Genomic DNA, 20,710 nt, shown 5'->3' on the forward strand with positions numbered 1-20,710 from the left:
GGAAGGGGGATTTGCTAGAAACTGAGAGTCAGGGTCTGCGGGGAAATTCCCGGGGCTTCGGCGGTGAGCTTTACTTTGCCTTCGCCGGTTGCGCGGACCACGACCAACGCGCGACCCTGGTAGGTCTTGCGCGGGTTGGATTGGTAGGAAGCGGTGTCGGTCACATCGCCGCTGCCGATGCCGATGATCTCGGCCGGGCCCTCGACTCGGTAGGTCACGGGCAGGCTGGCGGTGGGGTTCAGGCGGCCCTCGGCATCCTGTAGGGCCACGTTGACGAAGGCGAGGCGATGGCCGTCGGGGTGGAATTGCGGCATCTCGGCCTGCAGCGCGATCTGCTTGGGCTCACCCGCCGTTTCCAGGACGAAGGTTTCGCCGCCCGCGCGCGCTTCGAGGCGACCCGGCTGGTAGGGCACTGCAAAGGTGGCCTTGAACTGCTCGGCTTCGCTCGTGGGCGCCGTGCCGATGAGGTTGCCGTTGAGGTAGAGGCTCACCTCCGGATGGCGCGAGTAGACTTCCACCTTCATTTCCTGCCCGGCGTATTGAGGCCAGTTCCAGCTCGTTTCGGCGGGCGGGAGCGACCAGAGGGTCTGGTTCCATTCGCCGCCTTCGAGCGGGTGGGGCAGCACGGCCGCGTGCAGCGTCGTGCCCGTGTCCCAGATCACATCGCGGTAGTAGGAGATGGGCTTGCGGGTGCCGATCAGGTCGATGTCGCCGCAATACGCGCCGTGCCAGGGGAAGTGCGTGCCCTCCCAGTGGGCGCGGGCTTCCTCGTTGGGCGGGAAGACGCGACCGATGCCGGCTTCGCCGAGGTAGTCAATCGCGCTCCAGACAAATTCGCCGATGATGTAGGGGTGCTGGTGGATCGCCTGCCAGTTTTCAAAGACCTCGTATTGATACGACTCCGAGGCATACATCACCCGGTTCGGCAGGCGCTCGTGGTCTTCGGCGTGGCGCTGCTGCAGCTCGTAGTTGTAGCCGGCGGCGTCGAGCGCGAAGAAAATACCGTCGAGGCGCGTCCAGTCGCCCGTGTCGCCGAGGCCGTTGAGCCCGATGGTGATGGGGCGGCTGCGGTCGAGCTGGCGGATCACGGCGGCCATGTTGTGCGCGCGCTGGATGCCGTCGTCGTTGCCGCGCTCGTAGACTTCGTTGCCGATGCTCCACATCACGACCGACGGGTGGTGGCGGTCACGCTTGATGAACGCGCGCAGGTCCTGCTCCCAATTCTCGTCGAAGATCACGCCGTAGTCGTGCGCCACCTTCTTGGACTTCCAGCCGTCGAACGACTCGTCGAACACAAGGATGCCCAGGCGGTCGCAGGCTTCGAGGAAGGCGCTGGAGGGCGGGTTGTGGGCCGTGCGCAGGGCATTGTAGCCGGCGTCGCGCAGCAGCTTGGCCTTGCGCCACTCGGCGGCGGCAAAGGCTGCCCCGCCCAGCGGGCCGTTGTCGTGGTGCACGTTACCGCCGTTGAGCAGGTAGGGCTTGCCGTTCAGCTCAAAACCGTTTTGCGAGGAGATGCGGATCGTGCGCAGGCCGATCGTCTGCGAGGTCTCGTCGACCACCTTGCCGCCGCGCAGCACCTGGGCGGTCAGCGTGTAGAGGTGGGGCGATTCGGGCGACCACGGTTTGGGGTGCTTCACCTCCAGCAGGCCACGGGCGACTTGCTGCGGCTTCCACTTCTCCTGATAGGCAGCGTGGGCCACTGCGGCCTCCGTCTTGCCGTCGAGCAGGCGGAAGACGATCTCGTCGCCCTCCTGCAGCAGCGAGCTGTCCGAAATCTGGGCCTCGACATCCACCAGCGCCTGATCGGGCCCCACGTTGCGGGTGCGGGCGTAGAGCGACTCGGGCAGCACGTGGGCGGGGTCGCGCACTTCGAGGCGCACGGGGCGGAAGATGCCCGAACCGCTGTAAAAGCGCGTATTGGGCTGCACGGAGTTGTTGGCGCGCACGAGGATGTGGTTTTCCTGCCCCAGCTTGAGGTGCGGCGTCAAATCAACGCGGAAAGGCGTGTAGCCGTAGGCATGGGTGGCGACCGTCTGGCCGTTGATCCAGACCGTCGTATCCTGAAAGACGCCCTCGAAATAGAGCGCAACCTGCTGGCCTTGCCATGCCTGCGGGGCCTCGAAAGTCGTGCGGTACCAGCCGGTGCCGGTCTCGAAAAAGCCGCCGCCGCCTTCGGTCGCCGCTTCAGGGTCGGGCGTGCTGGCGATGCTCCAGTCGTGCGGGATCGTGACTTTCTGCCACTCGTTTTTGGGGAAGCTGAGCGAGCTGACCGTGCTGCCATTGGCGAGTTCGCCATGGTGGAAGAGCCAGCCATCGGCCAAGGGCAGGCGCTGCTCGGCCTGGAGCGCACCGGCGCTGGCGAGGCTGAGGGTTAATCCGGATCGAATAACTTTTTTGAGGTTAGCAATATGGGGGCGCATGCGAAGGGGCTGAGGGAGGTTGACGGGCCGCTCAAAGTGTGACACCAAGGGAAGGAAAGTCGAATCTTTAGCAAGCGACAAATGATTGAAAGGATAAAATCCTTTTCATGAAATAATAGAACGGGTTGCTGCCTCCATAAACGCAGCTAAATCGACAAGGTAGCGAAAAATCCGGAAATCGTTGACATTATCTCCGGCCCTACCTGATAGATTGTTCATTTCTATTTCATATGAAAAAATCGGGTCTTTGTGCCCGTGAAAAATCCCTTTCCCGATCCCAGCCCTTCTTCCCAACTTCACAGCATGACCCCTTCCTGGAAATCCTGCGCCTCCTGGTGCCTCGGGCTGACGCTTGGCTTTTTGCCCGCGTCGGGCCATGCCGCGCCGGCTCCTTCCCCGGCTTATACCGAACTCCAAACGGCTTTTGACCAACCTCCGCCCGAGGCCCGCTCATGGGCCATCTGGTACTGGCTCAAGGGTGCCGTATCGGCCGAAGGCATCACGGCAGACCTCGAAGCGATGGCCGACAACGGCCTCGGCGGCGCCTACCTCATGCCGCTGCTGAAGGCCGATGAGGAGCCGTTCTGGAGCCCTCCGGTCAAGATCCTCAGCCCCGAATATTGGGCGCTCGTGAAGCACGCCTTTACCGAGGCCGACCGTCTGGGCCTCAAGCTGGGCATTCACATCGGCGCGGGCTTTTCCCTCGCGGGCGGCCCCTGGATCACGCCCGAGATGTCGATGCAGCAGGTCGTCTGGAGCGAGACGCAGGTCGCCGGCGGTCAAACGGTCAATCTTCAGCTCCCACAGCCCCTTACGCGCAAGGATTTTTACCGCGATCTGGGTGTCTACGCCGTGCCCTTGATGGGCGACGAAGCCCCTGGTGCTCCCCGCGTTTCCAGCAGCCTCAAGGGCGACTGGCAGCGCCTGGCCGATCCGGAGAATACCGACCCCATCCGCGCCGAAGACCCTGCCACGGTCACCTATGCCTATGATGAGGCGTGGACGGTGCGCTCGGTGCAGGTGCGCCCGCATGGCAACAACTACCAATCCCTCCGCCTGCGGGTGGAGGCGAGCGACGACGGCGAGCATTTCGAGCTGGTGAAAGAGCTGGAGCCGCCCCGCCACGGCTGGCAAGACAACCTTGGCATCGTCACCTATTCGCTGCCGGCGACCACCGCGCAGTATTTCCGCTTTTCCTTTGACCCCGCCGGCTCCGAGCCGGGCGCGGAAGACCTCGACTGGGCCAAGTGGAGCCCCGTGCTCAAGGTCCGCAGCATGGTGCTCTCCGGCGAGCCCCGCATCGACGGCTATGAAGGCAAGTCGGGCGCGATCTGGCGCATCAGCGACGCCGCCCAGCCCGGCGAACTCGGCAAAGACGCCTTTGTCCGCAAGAACCGCATCGTCGACCTGACCGGCAAAATGGACGCCGAGGGCAAGTTGCGCTGGAAGGCGCCCAAGGGCCGCTGGACGATCCTGCGGATGGGCCACACCAGCACCGGCGCGACCAATTACAACGGAGCCGAAGGGGAGGGTCTCGAAGCCGACAAGTTCAATCCCGAGGCCATCCGCGTGCAGTTCGATAACTGGATTGGTGAGACGCGTCGCCAGGTGGGCCCGGAGCTGATGGACCGCGTGATGCAGCTGGCGCACTCCGACAGTTGGGAAGCCGGCAGCCAGAACTGGTCGCCGCTCTTCGCCCGCGAGTTCGAGCGCCGCCGTGGTTACGATCTGCACCCCTACCTGCCGCTCTTCGCCGGCATCCCGGTGGGCGACATCGAGTTTTCCGAAAAAGTGCTGCACGACGTGCGCGAGACCATTGCCGAGCTGACGGCCGAAGGCTACTTCCGCACCGTCCAGCAACTGGCGCACGAGCACGGCTGGAAGTTCTCCGCCGAGGTCAGCGTGCCCACGATGGTCAGCGATTCGCTGCTCAACTTCCAGTATGTGGACTACCCGATGGGCGAGTTCTGGCTCCGCAGCCCGACGCACGACAAGCCCAACGACATCCTCGACTCGATTTCCGGCGGCCGCATCTACGGCAAGCGCGTCATCCCCGCCGAGTCTTACACCCAGCTGCGCATCGCCTGGGACGAGCACCCCGCGATGCTCAAGACGCTGGGCGACCTCCATTACGCGCTGGGCGTCAACCGCTTCATGTTCCACGTCTCGATGCAAAACCCGTGGGTCGATCGCCAGCCCGGCGTATCGCTCAATGGGGTGGGGCTATTCTTCCAGCGCGGGCAGACGTGGTGGAAGGCCGGCAAGGCCTGGATGGATTACGTGGCCCGGGCGCAAGCCGTCCTCCAGCAGGGCACCCCCGTGGTCGACATGGCCGTTTATACGGGAGACGAAGTGCCCCGCCGCGCCCTCCAGCCCGACCGTCTGGTCGACACGCTGCCCGGCCTCTTCGGCAAGCAACGGGTAGAGGAAGAGCGTGCGCGCCATGTCAACGAGGGCCAGCCGACCATGCTGGAGCCCAAGGGCGTGCGCAGCAGCGCCAACTCCACCCACGCCAAGGACTGGGTCGACCCGCTGCACGGCTACCAGTACGACTCGGTCAACCCCGACGCGCTTCTGCGTCTGGCCAAGGTCGAGGACGGCCGCCTGGTGTTCCCCGGCGGTGCCAGCTACGGCGTGCTCGTGGTGCCGGGCGACCGTGCGATGAACCCGGCCGAGCGCCTTTCCGATGACTCGATCAAACAGATCCAGAACTTTGCCCGCCAAGGCCTGCCCGTGATCTGGGCCGCCGACGAGCGCAAGATCAAGACCGGCCAGCAGGTGCACATCGGCCCGTGGCAGGAGGCGAGCCTCGAAACCCTCGGCCTTGCCCCCGACGTGCTGGTGCAGGAGCTGGACGGCTCTCACGCCAAGGGGATCGCCTGGACCCACCGCAAGGCGGGCGACGTCGACATCTACTTTATCTCCAACCAGACGGAGGACTACCGCCAGTTCCATGCCTCGCTGCGCGAAAACGGTCGCCAGCCGGAGCTGTGGAACGCCGTGACGGGCGAGCGGATGGCCGCGCCCGAGTGGCACTTTGCGGGCGACCGCACGGTCGTCGAGATGCGCCTGCACCCCGCCGAGTCCCGCTTTATCGTGCTGGCCAGGCCGACCGAGGCCAAGGCCGCGCCGGAGGGCTCGCACTACGTCGAGCCGGTGCCGCATCAGCGCCTCGATGGCCCATGGGAGGTCCACTTCCCTGGGATTGCCGAGCCGGTCGTCTACAAGCGCTACCTCGACAGCTGGACGCTGCAGGAAGACCCGGAAGTGAAGCACTTCTCCGGCACCGCCTCCTACCGTCGCGAATTTGAATGGGACCCCGCCCTGACCGAAGGCCGCGTTTGGCTCGACCTCGGCAAGGTCGCCAATATCGCGCAGGTCTATATCAATGACGCGTTCGCGGGCACCGTGTGGACGGCCCCGTGGCAGGTCGAGGTGACAGACCTCCTGAAGCCGGGCACGAACAAGGTTCGCATCGAGGTGACGAACACCTGGGCCAACCGCCTGATCTACGACGAGACTTTGCCCGAAGCCGCGCGCCAGACCTGGACGAACGCGCCCTTCCGCCTCGACGGCGAAGACCTCCTGCCCGCCGGCCTGTTGGGCTCGGTCCTGCTCAAGGTGGAGGTCCCCGGTCGACTGCCGCCGCAGCCGATCATCCCCATTCCGGTCGAGATCACCGAAAACGCCCGCGAAGTCTCCGCCGAAGACATGCAACGCGTCTACGAAGCGGCCAAGACGCCGCACAAGTATGGCGTGATCCTCAAGGGCGAAGAGGGCGAGATGCTCGATTGCCCCAACGTTTTCCGCTACGGCGACAAGTGGTACATGATGTTCGTCGCGATCAAGGACGGCATCGGCTACCAGACTTACCTCGCCGAGAGCGACGACCTGCTCAACTGGAAACGCCTCGGTCGCATCTTCTCGCACCCCGACGGGGGCTGGGACATGTGGCAGGGTGACGGCGGCGTCTCGCTGATCGACTACCAGTGGGGCGGCTCGATGGAGCTGCAGCAGTACGAAGGCAAATATTGGATGTCTTACATCGGCGGCTCGATGCAAGGCTACGAGACCGACCCGCTTTCCGCCGGCCTCGCCTGGACCAAGACGCCGCACCTCGCGCAGGAGTGGACCCGGATGGAGCACAATCCCGTGTTCTCGCCCAACGGGCCATACACCCGCGCTTTCGAGGAGAAGACCGTTTACAAGAGCCACATCCTGCACGACCCGGAGGAGCGCCTCGGCTGGCCGTTCATCATGTATTACAACGGCAAGGAAGAGCGCGGCGGCGGTCACGAGGCCATCGGCATGGCCGTCTCGCGCGATATGAAGACGTGGCACCGCTACGGCGAAAACTACGTCGTCTACGACGGCGAGGGCTCCCGCTGGGCGATCACCGGCGACCCGCAGATCGTGAAGATGGACGACCTCTGGGTCATGTTCTACTTCGGCGCGTTCTGGAAGCCCAAGGCCTTCGACACCTTCGCCGTGTCTTACGATATGGTGAATTGGACGAAGTGGGACGGCCCACACCTGATCGAACCTTCCGAGCCGTGGGACGACAACTTTGCCCACAAACCTTGGTTGTTAAAGCACGATGGCGTGGTGTATCACTTCTATTGCGCGGTGGGTGATCAGGGCCGCGTGATTGCCCTCGCGACTTCCGAAGACCTCGGCACCGCGTCCACTCCCGCCGAATAACAGAATCCCCTTCCTCCCGATGATCCGACCGACTTCCCTTCTTGCTGCCTCCCTCTTTTCCCTGGGGGCCCCCGCCGCCGCGCGGGTGATCTGGCTCGACACCCCCGGCACCGCCCTGACGGAATCGACCCCTATCGGCAACGGTCGGCTCGGGGCGCTGATCTACGGCGGCGTGGGCAGCGAGCGCATCGTGCTCAACGAAGAGGGGATGTGGTCGGGCTCGCCGCAGGATGCCGACCGCGAGAACGCGCACGAGAACCTGCCCAAGATCCGCCAGCTGCTGCTGGAGGGCAAGAACGCGGAGGCCGAAGAACTCGTCAACCAGACCTTCACCGCAGCCGGTGCCGGCTCGGGCCTGGGCACGGGCGCAGACGACCCTTACGGCGCTTATCAGACGGCGGGCAGCCTGTGGCTCGACTTCAAGGGCCAGGACGATTTCTCCGATTATCGCCGCGAGCTGGATCTGGATACCGCCGTGGCGCACGTCCAGTATACGGCGGGCGGCGTCACCTACCAGCGGGAAGCGTTTGTCAGTGCGCCCGATCAGGCGATGGTCATGCACCTGACCGCCAGCGAGCCGGGTGCCTTGAGCTTCGACGTGCGTCTCGACCGCCAGGAGCGTAGCGAGACGGTTGCCGTGGCCCGCAACGAGCTGGAGATGTTCGGCCAGCTCAATGACGGCTATCAGACCGACAAAGGCGTGCGTTATGGCATTCGCGTGCGTGTGGTGCCCACCGGCGGCACGGTTACGTCGAGCGGCAATTCACTTACGGTAACGGACGCCGACAGCGTCTTGATCTACTACACCGCCGCCACCGACATCAAGACGTTCGGCGGTCGGAAGGTCGACGATGCGCGCAAGCAGGCCCAGCGCGATCTCGCCAAGGCCGTGCGGACCTCCTTCGAGCGCCAGAAGCAGGAGCACATCGCCGATTACCAGCGTTACTTCGAGCGTTGCCAACTTGTGCTGCCCGAAACGGCCAGTTCCAAGTTGCCCACGCCCGAGCGCCTGAAGGCCTTCGCCGCGGGCGGTGAAGACCCCGATCTTGCGGCGTTGCTCTTCGACTTCGGTCGCTACCTGCTCATTTCCTCATCCCGCCCCGGTACGCTGCCCGCCAACCTGCAGGGCATCTGGGCCGAGAAGATCCAGACCGCCTGGAACTCCGACTGGCACACCAACATCAATGTGCAGATGAATTACTGGCCGGCGGAGGTCACCAACCTCTCCGAGCTGCACCACCCAATGTTCGAGCTGATCGAGTCGCTGGTCGAGCCGGGCCAGAAGACCGCCCAGGCCTACTACGATGCACGCGGCTGGGTGTCGTTCCTGCTTTCCAACCCGTGGGGCTTCACCTCGCCCGGCGAATCCGCCAGCTGGGGCTCCACGGTCTCCTGCTCGGCCTGGCTCTGCCAACACCTGTGGGATCACTACCTTTATACGGGCGATCAAAAGTTTCTGCGCGAGGTCTACCCGATCCTCAAGGGCTCCGCGCTCTTTTACCTCGATATGCTGATCGAGGATCCCGAGAGCGGCTGGCTCGTCACCGCGCCCTCCAATTCGCCGGAAAACGCCTTTGTGCTGCCGGGGAGCGACAAGCCCTTGCACGTCGTAATGGGACCCACGGCCGACATGCAGCTGCTGCGGTACCTTTTTGCCGCTACTGCCGAGGCCGGTGAAATCCTCGGCCAGGATGCCGAGCTGCAGCGCGAACTGCGCGAAAAGTGGACCCGCCTTGCCCCGACTCGCATCGGGCGCGACGGCCGTGTGATGGAGTGGCTGGAGCCCTACCAGGAATACGATCCTCAGCACCGCCACATCGCGCACCTCTGGGGCCTGTATCCGGGCGACGAAATCCACCCCGCCACCACGCCCGAGCTGGCGCTCGCCGCCCGCAAGACGCTCGACATGCGCGGCGACGGCAGCACCGGTTGGAGCCTCGCCTTCAAGATGGGGATGTGGGCCCGTTTGGGCGACGGCGACCGCGCGCACGTGCTCTTGCGCAACCAGTTGACGCCAGCCCGCCCGCGCACCAAGGACGAGCCTTGGCGCGGCGGTACCTACCCGAACCTTTTCGACGCTCACCCGCCGTTCCAGATCGACGGCAACTTCGGTGCGACCGCTGCCATTGCGGAGATGCTGATGCAGAGCACGGGCGGTTTTGGCGAGATCACCACGATTTACCTCCTGCCGGCCTTGCCCGGTGCCTGGAGCCACGGCTCGGTCAAAGGGCTGCGTTCGCGCGGTGGCTACGAAGTTACCGAACTGGCCTGGGAGCGCGGCCAACTGACCTCCGCCGTGATCCGTGCCCGCGAGACGGGCCCCGTCGTTATCCGCTACGGCGATAACGTGCAGCGCATCATCCTCAAGGCGGGCGAAACCATCAAATTTGGAAAGGATTTGCAGCAGCGATGAGCCGCTCCACGCCGTTATCCCCTCTCGTTTTCTGCTCCCTCGCGCTGGCTGGCACCTGCGCGGCCGTCACGCATAACGCGCCGGATTGGGAAAACCAGCACGTGCTCCAGATCAACCGTGAGCCTGCCCGCGCTACCTTCGTGCCTTTTGCGACGGTCGAGCAGGCGCTTGCTGGCAAGGTCGAGCAGTCGCCCTTTTATCAGTCGCTCGACGGTGACTGGAAGTTCCACTGGGTGGCGCGCCCGGAAGAGCGCCCGACCGATTTTTACCGGACCGACTTCGACGTTTCGGGCTGGGACACCATCCCTGTGCCTTCCAACTGGGAACTGCAGGGCTACGGCACACCCATCTATGTGAGCGCCGGCTTCCCCTTCAAGATCGACCCGCCGCGCGTCACCTCCGAGCCGAAGGAGAAATACACCGCCTATGAAGAGCGCAACCCCGTCGGCTCTTACCGCACCACCTTTACCGTGGCGGACGACTGGGACGAGCGCCAGGTGTTCCTGCATTTTGGGGGCGTGATGAGCGCCTTCTACGTTTGGATCAACGGCGAGCGAGTGGGCTACAGTCAGGGCAGCATGGAGCCCTCCGAGTTCAACATCACCGACTACCTCCAGCCGGGCGAGAACTCTCTCGCAGTCGAAGTCTATCGCTGGTCCGACGGCAGCTACCTCGAAGACCAGGACATGTGGCGCTTCAGCGGCATCTTCCGCAGCGTCTACCTCTACTCGACCGCCGCCGAACGCATCGCCGACTTCACTGTCCGCACCGACCTGGATGAGGACTACCGCGACGCCAAGCTGCAGATCCAGCCCGAGTTGGCCGCCGTCGAGGGCGTGACGCTGGAGGGCTGGACGGTGCAGGCCCAGCTCTACGACGCGCAGGGCAAGCAGGTCCTTACCGAATCGCTTTCGCACGACGCGGCGGAGATCCACAACCCCGACTACAGCGCGGGCATCCTGGTCGACCGCACGCCGCAGCGCGGTCCCCGGATGTTTGGCTGGATGGAGGCCGACATCTCCAACCCCGCCAAGTGGACCGCCGAGACGCCCAACCTTTACCGCCTCGTGTTGACCCTTCACAACCCCGAGGGTGGGGTGGTCGAAGCCGTCGCCAGCGATGTGGGCTTCCGCGAGGTGAAAATCGAGAGCGGGCAGCTCTTCGTCAACGGCCAGCCGGTGCGCCTGCGCGGCGTCAACCGCCACGAGCACGACCCGGAGACGGGCCGCACGATGAGCCTGGAGCGTATGATCGAGGACATCGAGCTGATGAAGCGCGCCAACGTGAACGCCGTCCGCACGGCGCACTACCCCAACGACACCCGCTTTTACGAGCTGTGCGACCGCTACGGCCTCTACGTGATGGACGAGGCCGACATCGAGACGCACGGCCTGCGCGGCTACCTCGCCAGCCAGCCCGACTGGCACGCGGCCTTCCTCGACCGAGCGGTGCGTATGGCCGAGCGCGACAAGAATCACCCCTCGATCATCATATGGTCGATGGGCAACGAGTCGGGCTACGGTCCCAACTTCGCCGCCATTTCTGCCTGGTTGAAGGATTTCGACCCGACGCGTCCGATCCACTACGAAGGCGCGCAAGGCTACGTGCTCGACGTCAATGGCGTCGCGGCCGGCGGCTCCGGTGTCTCCAGCCACGCGCATGAGCCCGGCTATTTCCCGCCGGATCCCGCTACGGTCGACATGGTCAGCCGCTTCTACCCGCGCGTGCGTCAGGAGTATCTGAACCCCGGCATCTCGGATTCGGCCCTCAAGGAGCGTGCCGAGAATGCCCGTTGGGAATACCTGCTCGACCACGTCGACAATCCCGCCAACGACCGCCCGGTGCTGACCAGCGAATACGGCCACTGCATGGGCAACGCAATGGGCAACCTGCAGGAATACTGGGACGAGATCTACTCATCCCCGCAGATGCTCGGCGGCTTTATCTGGGACTGGGTCGACCAGGGCATCTGGAAGACGGCAGAAAACGGTGAACGCTACATCGCCTATGGCGGCGACTTTGGCGACGAGCCCAACCTGAAGGCGTTTTGCCTCAACGGCGTCATTTTCTCCGACCGCTCGCTGACGCCCAAATACTGGGAGCTGCAAAAGGTCTACCAGCCGGTCGCGATTGGTGCCGGGAAAAACCCGCACACGCTTTCGGTCGTCAACCGCCACCACCACCTCAACCTCAACGCCTTCGAAGCACGGTGGACCGTCACCTGCGATGGTGAAGTGGTGGCCGAAGGCACGCTGCCCCGCATCGACCTGGCACCCGGCCAGCAGACCGAGGTGAAGCTGCCGATCCCCGCGATCAAGCAGCCCAAGGCGGGGGCGGACTACTGGGTGCGCGTCAGCTTCCACCAGCCCGAAGCCACCGCGTGGGCCGAGGCCGGTTTCGAGTTTGCCTACGATCAATGGAACCTGGAGGTGAAGACGCCGCGCCCCGAGCGCATCGAGGTCGCCCGCCTGCCCAAGGTGGACCTGCAGGAGGGTGGGGATGTGACGACGATTTCCGGCCCCGGCTTCACCGCCCGCTTCAGCCACGCCATCGGCACGCTCGCCTCGCTGCAATACGATGGCGTCGAGATGCTGCATAGCCCGGAGGATCAGCCTGCCGGCCCGGTGTTGCAGGCTTACCGCGCTTATACGGATAATGACAAGGGCTTCGGCAAGTGGCTGGCCAAAGACTGGTCCAACGCCGGCCTGCCCGACCTGCAGCGCACGGTCGACAGCGTGAAGGTCTCGCGCCTTTCGCCCCAGCTCGTGCGCGTGGAGACGGTTGCGACCAGCCAGGCCGTCAACGGCTCCTTCACCCACCGCGCGACTTACCTCGTGCGTGGCGACGGTACCATCGACGTCGAAAACGAATTTACGCCCCACGGTGAGCTGCCCTACCTCCCGCGCATCGGCGTGGGCCTCGTGATTGCGCCCGAGCTGGAGCAATACGCCTGGTATGGCCACGGCCCGCACGAAAACTACGCCGACCGCATCCAGAGCTCGCCCATGGGCCTTTGGAAGAGCACGGTGGCGGACCAGTATGTGCCATACCCGCGCCCGCAGGAGACCGGCAACAAGGAAGGCGTCGAGTGGCTCGCGCTGACCAATGGCAAGGGCCGCGGGCTGCTCGTGGTGGCCGAAGGTGAGGCGATGGCCGCCACTGCCCTCCATTACCGCATCCGCGACCTCGACGAGGCCCAGCACACCTACGAGCTGGAGCCCCGCGCCGAGACTTACCTTTCTCTCGATGCCCGCATGATGGGCCTCGGCAATAGTAGTTGCGGCCCCGGTGTGCTGATGAAGTATGCTGTGCCGGTCGAGCCCTACAGCCTCCATTTTAGCCTGCGCCCGCTGCTGCGTCCCAATCAGGATGCCGCCCGCGCTGCCCGGGTGACCTACCGTTAACCATCCCCTGTTCCTCCGATGTATCTTCGTTCACCCATCTACTGCCTCGCAGCAGCGACGACGTTTACGGTCGCCTCGCCGCTGATGGCCGCCCTGACGGCGCCCGAATCGGTGCCGCAATACCGCGTCTTCGAGGCGTCGGTCACCAACGACCAGGACTACGACAACAAGTTCACCGATGTGAAGCTCGAAGTCCGCTACCAGTCGCCGGGCGGTGACATGGTCTACTTCTCGGGCTTTTACGACGGCGACGGCGTGGGCGGGGGCGATTTCGACACCGGCAACGTGTGGAAGATGCGCTTCATGCCCGACAAGACGGGCACATGGCAGTATTTCTACCGCTGGAGCGACGGTACGCCCGGCGGCAAGGGCAAGTTTGAAGTGGTCGAGGAAGGTGCCGGCAAGGGCATCATCCAGGCCTACGAAGAAAACCCGCGCTGGTTTGCCTATAACGGCACCGAGCCCGTGTGGCTCAAGTCTTACTACGAGACGGGCCACGGCTCCATCGGCCAGAACTTCGACTGGATCGTGGAAAACGTCTACCAGCCGCTGGTCGATCACGGTTACAACCACCTGCAGATCAACTGGCTGCTCTCGCTCTGCTGCTTCGGCCAGTATTATCTGGATGGGCCCGAGCCCGAAACGCTCGACCTGCTGCTCTACGAAGAAGGCGAAGTCACCACCACGATGAATTTCGACGTGTGGCGCCGCATGGAGCAGCACCTCGGCTGGCTCAACGACCGCGACGTGGGCGTGCACATGTTCCTCGGCTTCGATGGCAGCCGCAACATGAGCAGCGCCTGGACGGCCCTGACCGATGAGGAGAAGGACTTTTACGTGCACTACGTCGTCTCCCGCCTCGCCCCCTATGCCAACATCGCCGGTTGGAACTACGTGTGGGAAGTGCCGGGCGACCGCGAAGACGAAGAGCTGGGCTGGGTGCGCCTCGTCCAGAAATACGACGTCTTCAACCACCTCCGCACCTACGAAGACGAGTTCCCGCGCGAAAATGAGTATCACCGCGAGGAATACACCTTTGCCGCGGTCGAGAACCACCACATCGCCGCCCCGGAGAAGCCGCTCGAGCGCCACCTCTGGCGCGATGCCTGGACGCACCACATGGCCTGTATCCTCGGCTACAAGGGCAAGCCCGTGTTCATGAGCGAGGGCAACTCCCTCTGGCGCCGCTTCTGGCACGACATGGTGGGCGCGACGCGCGACGACCTGCGCCGCTCGGCCTGGGCCTGCGCCACCGCCGGTGCCTCCTTCACCTGGAACGGCCACGCCAAGGAATACGAACTCTACGCCGGTGGCCCCGACGGTCTGCCCTTCAACGACGAGAACGAGTTCAAGGAATCCGAGCGCCATATCCAGATCCTCACCGATGTGATGACAAAGGAAGTGGACTTTTTCCGCATGCACCCGCACGATGAATTGCTCGCCAAGCATCAGGTGCTGCGCGTCTACCTCCTCGCCGAGCCGGGCGAACAGTACCTGGTCTTCGCTCCCGACGGTGAGCAGTTTGCCATCGAGATGGAGCCGGGCGAATATGCCAACAATGTTTGGATCGACTCCAAGACAGGACGTAAGGTGAAGGCGAAGGCCGTGACCAGCAAGAGCCTCGAAGAGCCGGTCGATTTCACCGCGCCGGACAAGAAAACTGACTGGGTCTTGGTCGTTCGCCGTTAGAGACGAGATTCCCCACTTGATCATGAAGCATCCCCTCCCCAAATACGCTTCGATCGCGCTGTTGGCAGCCCTCCCGCTGGGCTGCCTCTCGGTGGCTGCCCACGCGGCGGCCCCGGGCGCGAGCCAGGCTGCGCCAGACGCCAAGGCACAGCTGGCCCAGAAATATCCCAAAGCCAAGGCCGCGTTTGCCCTGATCGACGAGTCGCCGCTGTTGCGCGAAGCGTTGCTCGATCCGGAGTTCTTCGTGCGCCTCGGCAGCGAGCCGGCCATGGAAGATGCGCTGCGCTCCCGCCTCGGGCAGGAGTCGTATCGCCACTTCGGCGAAATGCCGTCGGTCCGCGTCGAAGTGGTGCCGGGGACAAATGTCGACTACCCGTCGATCATCCTCGACTACCAGACGCAGTGGGATCAATTCACGACGCTACCCACGGGGGGGATTCCGCAAAACGACCCCGTGCTGATCGGGGTCGGCCGCGACTCGATGTGGCACCGCACCTTCTACGGCGGCACGACCGATCCGAAGGCGCACGAGGAGTTCGAAGCCTTGCTCGAAAAGCGCAAGAACACGCCCTCCAACCGCCGCACGCAAATGGACCCGGAGTTTGTGGAGCTGGCGCGTAAGTACCTGCCCACGCAGCCGCTGCCCGAAGTGCGTCAAGACATCGTCAAGCGCATCGAAAAGCTGGTCAAGGCGTTCAAGCCATATGGGGCCCAGCTACTCGAAGACCCGGAGTGGGGTGCCTACGGTGCCAAGATCACCGACCACCTTTACCTCTACATCCGCGATTTCCCGGTTGAAGCGCCGACTCGCTTCGACCACGACCCATTCTTCTGGCTCGTCGTCTCCGGCGGGCCCAAGACGCTGCCGACGAATTACATCCCGGCCTTCCCCGGTGCCGAAGGCATGGGCGCGATGGCGACCGGGGGCCGCGGCGGGCGTGTGATCTACGTCACCACCACCGCGCCGGAAGGCCCCGGCAGCCTCAAGGAAGCGCTGCAGGCCGACGGCCCGCGCGTCATCCTCTTTGCCGTCAGCGGCCAGATCGACCTGCCGGACGACACCTGGATCACCAACGACGACATGACGCTGATCGGCTACACCGCCCCCGGCGATGGCGTCGAGATCAACGGTCGCCTCTGCCTCAGCGCCAACAACCTGATCTTCCGTGGCGTGCGCTTCCGCCTGCGCCCGCCGACGACGAAGGACGGCATGAGCACCGACGGCCGCCTCGAAAACGTGATCTTCGACCACTGCTCGTTTGCCTACGCCAGCGACGAGCTGATGCGCATGATCGGCCTTGAGTCGTCGCTCTACGGCTTCACGGTGCAATACTGCCTGCTTGGGCCCGGCCTCGCCGGCCTGGGCGACCACCCGTATGGCCCCGAGATCGGCGGCTTCGGCACCTTCCACCACAACCTGTTTTACAACACGCTCAGCCGCTCGCCCGAAGTCGACTGCGTACTGATCGACTGGCGTCACAACCTGATGGCCAACCTGCGCAGCGGTCACTCGCTGCGTCCGCACAGCCGCTTCAACTTCGTCGGCAACTACATCGTCGACATCCCCGGCAACCCGAACTCTTACAGCTTCGAGGCCGGCGACGCCGTCTATTACGCCGACAACGTCCACGAGCGCGGAGACACGGTCGAGCCCTTCAAGATCGAGCACCAGAGCGCCTACATCGAGCAGCCCTTCCGCGCGATGCCGGTCACCTGGACCGATCCGGAAGACCTGGAAGAGCTGCTGGTGCCGATCGCCGGTGCCTACCTGCCAACCCGGGATACAACCGATCGTCATTTTCTCCAGCAATTTGTTGACCGCACGTCTAAGCTGCCTCACCTCAAGGGAGGTATCTGGAAGCCCTACGGCAATGAAAATGACAACATGGACCTCTACTACATGTGGGCAGACGCCGACTTCCCGCCGCCAGCCGAAGGGGCCACCGGCCTCGCGGACAGCGACGGCGACGGCATGCCCGACGAGTGGGAGACCGCCCATGGCCTCAACCCCAAGAGCGGCCGCGATGGTGCCTGGGATGCCGACAACGACGGCTACACCAACCTCGAAGAGTACCTTTACCGCACCGACCCCATGGCGTATGTCGATTACACCAACCCCGATAATAATCGACATACCCTGCACTAAGCTCTTCAGATAATCTTGTTAGGAGTATGGTTCGTACAGAGTAAAAGCGCCGTCCCTAGGGGTAGGGACGGCGCCTTTGCGTACGGAAAGTGTGTTTACTGGGGATGGTCGCCCAGTTGAGGCTTGCGAAGCGAGCCGACACTGCAGAACACGTCCGCCGTAAGGATGCACCCGGGCGGGGCGCCGCTCGTAGCGTCTCCTATTGGCCTTCCAGCGCCTCGCGCACGTCAATGTCGGCCGGGTTGGGGCTGAAGAACGAATCCGGGAGTCCCACGTTGGGCTCGATCGACTCGATCTCGAAGCGATTGGCCTGCACGCCGTCGATCAAGACCGTCTCCTCGAGGGGCAGGTAGAGCCCGTTGACCTGCTGGTAGTTGCCGAGCACGACGGCCACCTCCTGGGCCTTGCCCTGAGCATTGATATGCTCGCGCTCGCGGCGCAGCACGTAATAAGTCTGTTTGTCGATGTAGAAGGTCTGGCGGGGGTGGTGACTGCCAAGGTAGCGCACGACGTAGGCTTCGCGGTCGCCCACCGTCGCGCTCTCCTGCCACGACAGGTCGTCCCAGCTGTCGAAATATGCGGTCAAGGGCGTCACCAGCTCGACATTGCCGGCGATCATATGAGCCTCGTTTTCCGGCAAGGGCTGGGGTGGCAGGTTGCGTCCCCGAATTACATACTGTTGCCAGGCCTCCTGCCCGTTGTAGCCCATGCGCAAAGAGCCATCGGGCAGGCTCACGGTAAAGCGCAGCATCTGAGGGCGCTTGTACTGGTAGGAGACTTCCAGCACTTCGTCGCCTTGCTCCAGCGTGCCGTTTTTACGGATCGAGCGCATCTCCTCCAGCGCCACCTTGCCTCCGGCCGCCTGATAAACGCGCTCGACCAGCGTCTGCATCTGGCGGCGGCGCTCGACCACGCTTTGGGCCGCCGAAAGCGGGTTCAAGTCTTCGTCCGCCAGCTGCGCGTTGCGCGGGCCCAGCTGGTAATCTTCGCCGGTGGTGTCGAAACTCTCGGAATAATCGGGCTGTAAGCTCGAGATCACGAAATAAGCGACGACCACCACAATTCCCATCCCAACCACAAACCCGCCAATCTGATACGGCGCGGGGTCTTGCTGGTAGTCGCGTTTGCGCTCCAGCCACCAGTCGTTGTTCCGAAAAATGCCCACGAGCTGGGTATGTTCCTCAACTGGTCTGTGGTCAAGCTCTCGCCGCCATTCGACAGCGCTTGACGCGTTCTATATACTGTTCTGATGCGCAACCTCGTTCGAACCCTTTGGGGGGTAGTCGTTTGTTTCTGGGTCTGCTCGCTGTCCGCAGCGACGGCAGTCGTCAGTGTGCCTCCCTATCGTCCCATTGTAGAGGCGTTGTTGGGCGAGGATGCTAAGGTCGACGTGCTGCTGCCGCCGGGGCAGAGCTGCGAGACTTATCAGCCGCGCCCCTCGCAGCTCTCGGGCCTTGCGCGGGCCGATCTGGTGGTGCTGGCGGGGGTCGATTACGAACAGGCCTGGCGTCGTCGCCTGGGGCAACTCGCGCCCAAGGCCGTGGTGGTCGATCTGAAGGAAGACGACCACGCGCATCACGATCATGACCATGCGCACGACCACCACGACCATGCACCGCACCAATGGACCAGCCCCGCGAAGGTGCTGGCGCAAGTCGATGCGCTGGAGGCCGGCGTGAAGCAGTTGCCCGGCATCGACGCGGCGGCGGTGGCCGAGCGCGCAGAAGCCCTGCGCGAGCGTCTGCGCGCCCTGCAGACGCAGATCGAGACCCTGCTTGCCCCATACGACGGGCGGCTGATGCTGAGCTACCACCCGGCTTTCGACCCGCTGGGCGACGAGGTGGGGTTCCGGACTTTGAGCATCGAGAGCGGAGCCGCCATGCCCAGCCCTTCGCGCCTGCGCGAGATCATCCAGACGGCGCGCCAAGCGGGAGTGACGACTGTTTATGTGCAGCCGCAAGACCCGAAAACGGCGGCGCAGCGCGTGGCACAAGCCCTTGGCGGCCAGTTGGTGACGATCGACCCCTTGGAGGAAGACTATTTTGCGAATCTGCTGGCCATCGCCGAGCAGCTTGCCACCAACTGGAAAGCCGAACATGTCGCCGAGTGATCCTGCCATCGAGTGCCGCCACGTCAGCTACAGCTACGGCCGCGAATACGCCGTGGAGCGTGTTGACCTGCGCATCGAGCCGCGTGAAACCGTCTGCCTCGTGGGCCCCAATGGTGGCGGCAAGAGCACGCTGCTGAAGCTCTTCCTGGGCCTGATCGAGCCGCAAGACGGCGAGGTGCGCTTGCTTGGCGGACGCCCGAAGCAGACCCGCCACCGCGTGGGTTACATGCCGCAGCGCCTCGAATTCGACCGCAAGCTGCCGATCAGCGTGCGCGAAGTCGTCTCCATGGGCCGCTTGCGCCGCCCCTGGGGCTGGATGAGCCGGGCCGACCGCCAGCAGATCGAGGCGCGCCTGGAAGAGCTGGAGCTGCGCGACATTGCCCGCCAGCCCTTCGCCTCCCTTTCTGGCGGGCAGCAACAGCGGGTGCTCATTGCCCGCGCCCTGGCGGTCGAGCCCGAGGTGCTGCTGCTCGACGAGCCCACTGCCATGACCGATGCCTTTGTCGAAGCCCGGCTGGTCGAGCGCCTGCGTGCGCTGCATCAGCAGATGGCCATCGTGCTTGTTTCGCACGACATCGCCTTTGTGCGCCACCTCGTCGACCGCGTGATCTGCGTGCAACGCCAGGCCGAGACGCACCCGGTCGAGGCCGTGACGCCCGAGCTGATCGAGCGCTGGTATGGCGGCCCCGTCCACGCCGTGCGCCACGACCATACGGAAGAAGGGCATCACCATGGGTGAGTTCTTTTCGCTGCTGGGCGATCCTTCGTTCGGCTTCCTGCGCCTCGCTTTCATCCTCGCCCTGCTCGCCGCTCCCGCCTTTGGTATGATCGGCACCGTGCTGGTCGTGCGCCGCATCAGCTACCTTGCCGGGGCCATTGCGCACGCCGTGCTCAGTGGGGTAGGGTTTGCGCTCTTTGCCCAATACAACTGGGGCTGGTGGTGGCTCGACCCTCGCCTCGGCGCGCTAGGGGCCGGCCTGATCGCCGTAGGCCTGCTCGCGGCCGGTCGCCGCTGGGCAGCCGACCGCGAAGACAGCCTCATCAGCGTCCTGTGGTCGGTCGGCATGGCCATCGGGCTGCTCTTCCTTGCGGCCACCCCGGCGGCGGTCGACCCGATGAGCTACCTTTTCGGCAATCTGCTGCTCGTCACCTCGCACGACCTCTGGTGGGTAGCCTTGCTCGATATTGTCGTGCTGGCGCTCGTGGTCGGTGGCTACCAGAGCCTGCGGGCGCTGTGCTTCGACGCCACCTGGGCGGAATTGCGGGGCATCCCCGCCGGTCGGCTCTACACGCTACTGCTCATCCTGACAGCGGTCACGGTCGTGATGATGATGTCGCTCGTCGGCATCGTGCTCGTGGTCGCCTTATTGACCCTACCCGCCGCCGCCGCCGAGCGTCCCGCCAAGTCGCTGGGCCAGATGATGATCGTGGCCGGGTTGCTCTGCTGGCTCGGCACCTGGGCCGGCCTCGCCCTCAGCGTCTCGACCGACTGGCCCGCCGGCCCGGCGGTGATCATCGTCGTCGGCGCCACCTACCTAGCCTTCCACGCGATTCGCTGGAAGTAGCGAGGGGATGAAAGCCCTTTATTCCGCCGGGTTTACCGTCAACCAGACGCGGCTGGCGGAGCCGGTCGATTGCGGAAGCGCGCTAAACGGCACCTTGGCGAAGAGCTGCGTCTGGCCGTTTACATTGCGCCATTCGCGCTCCATCGTGCTGCTGTCGAGCAACACGAAGTCGCCCCACGCGTCGCTGGAGACGAGTTGGTAATCCAGCCCGGCGTCCGGCGAGATCGGCCCGAAGACTACGTAGCCTTGCTCCACCGTCGTG

Annotated in this window: 11 protein-coding genes; 8 read left to right on the forward strand and 3 right to left on the reverse strand. The window is 64.3% G+C overall.

Going from position 1 to position 20,710, the window contains the following annotated elements:
• Nucleotides 1-14 precede the first annotated feature (14 nt).
• The gene (locus Q7P63_12155; GenBank protein MDP0500840.1) at nt 15-2,420 is read right to left on the reverse strand and encodes a glycoside hydrolase family 2 TIM barrel-domain containing protein; all 2,406 of its coding nucleotides are present in this window, start codon (nt 2,418-2,420) and stop codon (nt 15-17) included.
• A gap of 303 nt (nt 2,421-2,723) precedes the next feature.
• On the opposite strand from Q7P63_12155, the gene Q7P63_12160 reads away from it, so the two are divergent.
• From Q7P63_12160 to Q7P63_12180, 5 genes are read left to right on the forward strand one after another with little or no spacing between them, the layout of a single operon-like run.
• Nucleotides 2,724-7,121 carry a glycosyl hydrolase gene (locus tag Q7P63_12160; GenBank protein ID MDP0500841.1) on the forward strand — a complete coding sequence of 1,466 codons (4,398 nt, stop codon included), beginning with the start codon at nt 2,724-2,726 and terminating at the stop codon, nt 7,119-7,121.
• A gap of 19 nt (nt 7,122-7,140) precedes the next feature.
• Nucleotides 7,141-9,534 carry a glycoside hydrolase family 95 protein gene (locus Q7P63_12165; GenBank protein ID MDP0500842.1) on the forward strand — a complete coding sequence of 798 codons (2,394 nt, stop codon included), beginning with the start codon at nt 7,141-7,143 and terminating at the stop codon, nt 9,532-9,534.
• Nucleotides 9,531-12,938 carry a glycoside hydrolase family 2 TIM barrel-domain containing protein gene (locus tag Q7P63_12170; GenBank protein MDP0500843.1) on the forward strand — a complete coding sequence of 1,136 codons (3,408 nt, stop codon included), beginning with the start codon at nt 9,531-9,533 and terminating at the stop codon, nt 12,936-12,938. Before Q7P63_12165 ends, Q7P63_12170 begins: the two co-directional genes overlap by 4 nt.
• Nucleotides 12,939-12,956: 18 nt before the next feature.
• Nucleotides 12,957-14,627, forward strand: a complete 1,671-nt coding sequence (locus tag Q7P63_12175; GenBank protein MDP0500844.1) for a DUF5060 domain-containing protein — start codon at nt 12,957-12,959, stop codon at nt 14,625-14,627.
• Nucleotides 14,628-14,649: 22 nt separating this feature from the next.
• Entirely contained in the window at nt 14,650-16,773 is a 2,124-nt protein-coding gene (locus Q7P63_12180) for a hypothetical protein (protein ID MDP0500845.1), read from the forward strand.
• 199 nt (nt 16,774-16,972) lie between these two features.
• Here the strand turns inward: Q7P63_12180 and Q7P63_12185 are convergent, their stop codons facing one another.
• On the reverse strand, nt 16,973-17,938 hold the full coding sequence (locus tag Q7P63_12185) for a hypothetical protein (GenBank protein MDP0500846.1): 966 nt from the start codon (nt 17,936-17,938) through the stop codon (nt 16,973-16,975).
• A gap of 84 nt (nt 17,939-18,022) precedes the next feature.
• Between Q7P63_12185 and Q7P63_12190 the strand changes: the two genes are divergently transcribed.
• Genes Q7P63_12190 through Q7P63_12200 form a run of 3 tightly spaced genes read left to right on the forward strand, consistent with a single transcriptional unit; the run spans nt 18,023 to nt 20,448 of the window.
• Nucleotides 18,023-18,883 carry a zinc ABC transporter substrate-binding protein gene (locus tag Q7P63_12190; protein ID MDP0500847.1) on the forward strand — a complete coding sequence of 287 codons (861 nt, stop codon included), beginning with the start codon at nt 18,023-18,025 and terminating at the stop codon, nt 18,881-18,883.
• Complete coding sequence (locus tag Q7P63_12195) at nt 18,870-19,622, forward strand: metal ABC transporter ATP-binding protein (GenBank protein MDP0500848.1); 753 nt, start codon at nt 18,870-18,872, stop codon at nt 19,620-19,622. The genes Q7P63_12190 and Q7P63_12195 overlap by 14 nt, the downstream gene beginning before the upstream one ends.
• On the forward strand, nt 19,615-20,448 hold the full coding sequence (locus tag Q7P63_12200; protein ID MDP0500849.1) for a metal ABC transporter permease: 834 nt from the start codon (nt 19,615-19,617) through the stop codon (nt 20,446-20,448). The genes Q7P63_12195 and Q7P63_12200 overlap by 8 nt, the downstream gene beginning before the upstream one ends.
• A gap of 18 nt (nt 20,449-20,466) precedes the next feature.
• Here Q7P63_12200 and Q7P63_12205 read toward each other — a convergent pair.
• Nucleotides 20,467-20,710: hypothetical protein (locus tag Q7P63_12205; GenBank protein ID MDP0500850.1), on the reverse strand; the 244-nt coding region annotated here is incomplete at its 5' end.

The organism is Verrucomicrobiota bacterium JB022 (assembly GCA_030673845.1).
Lineage (GTDB): Bacteria > Verrucomicrobiota > Verrucomicrobiia > Opitutales > Oceanipulchritudinaceae > WOUP01.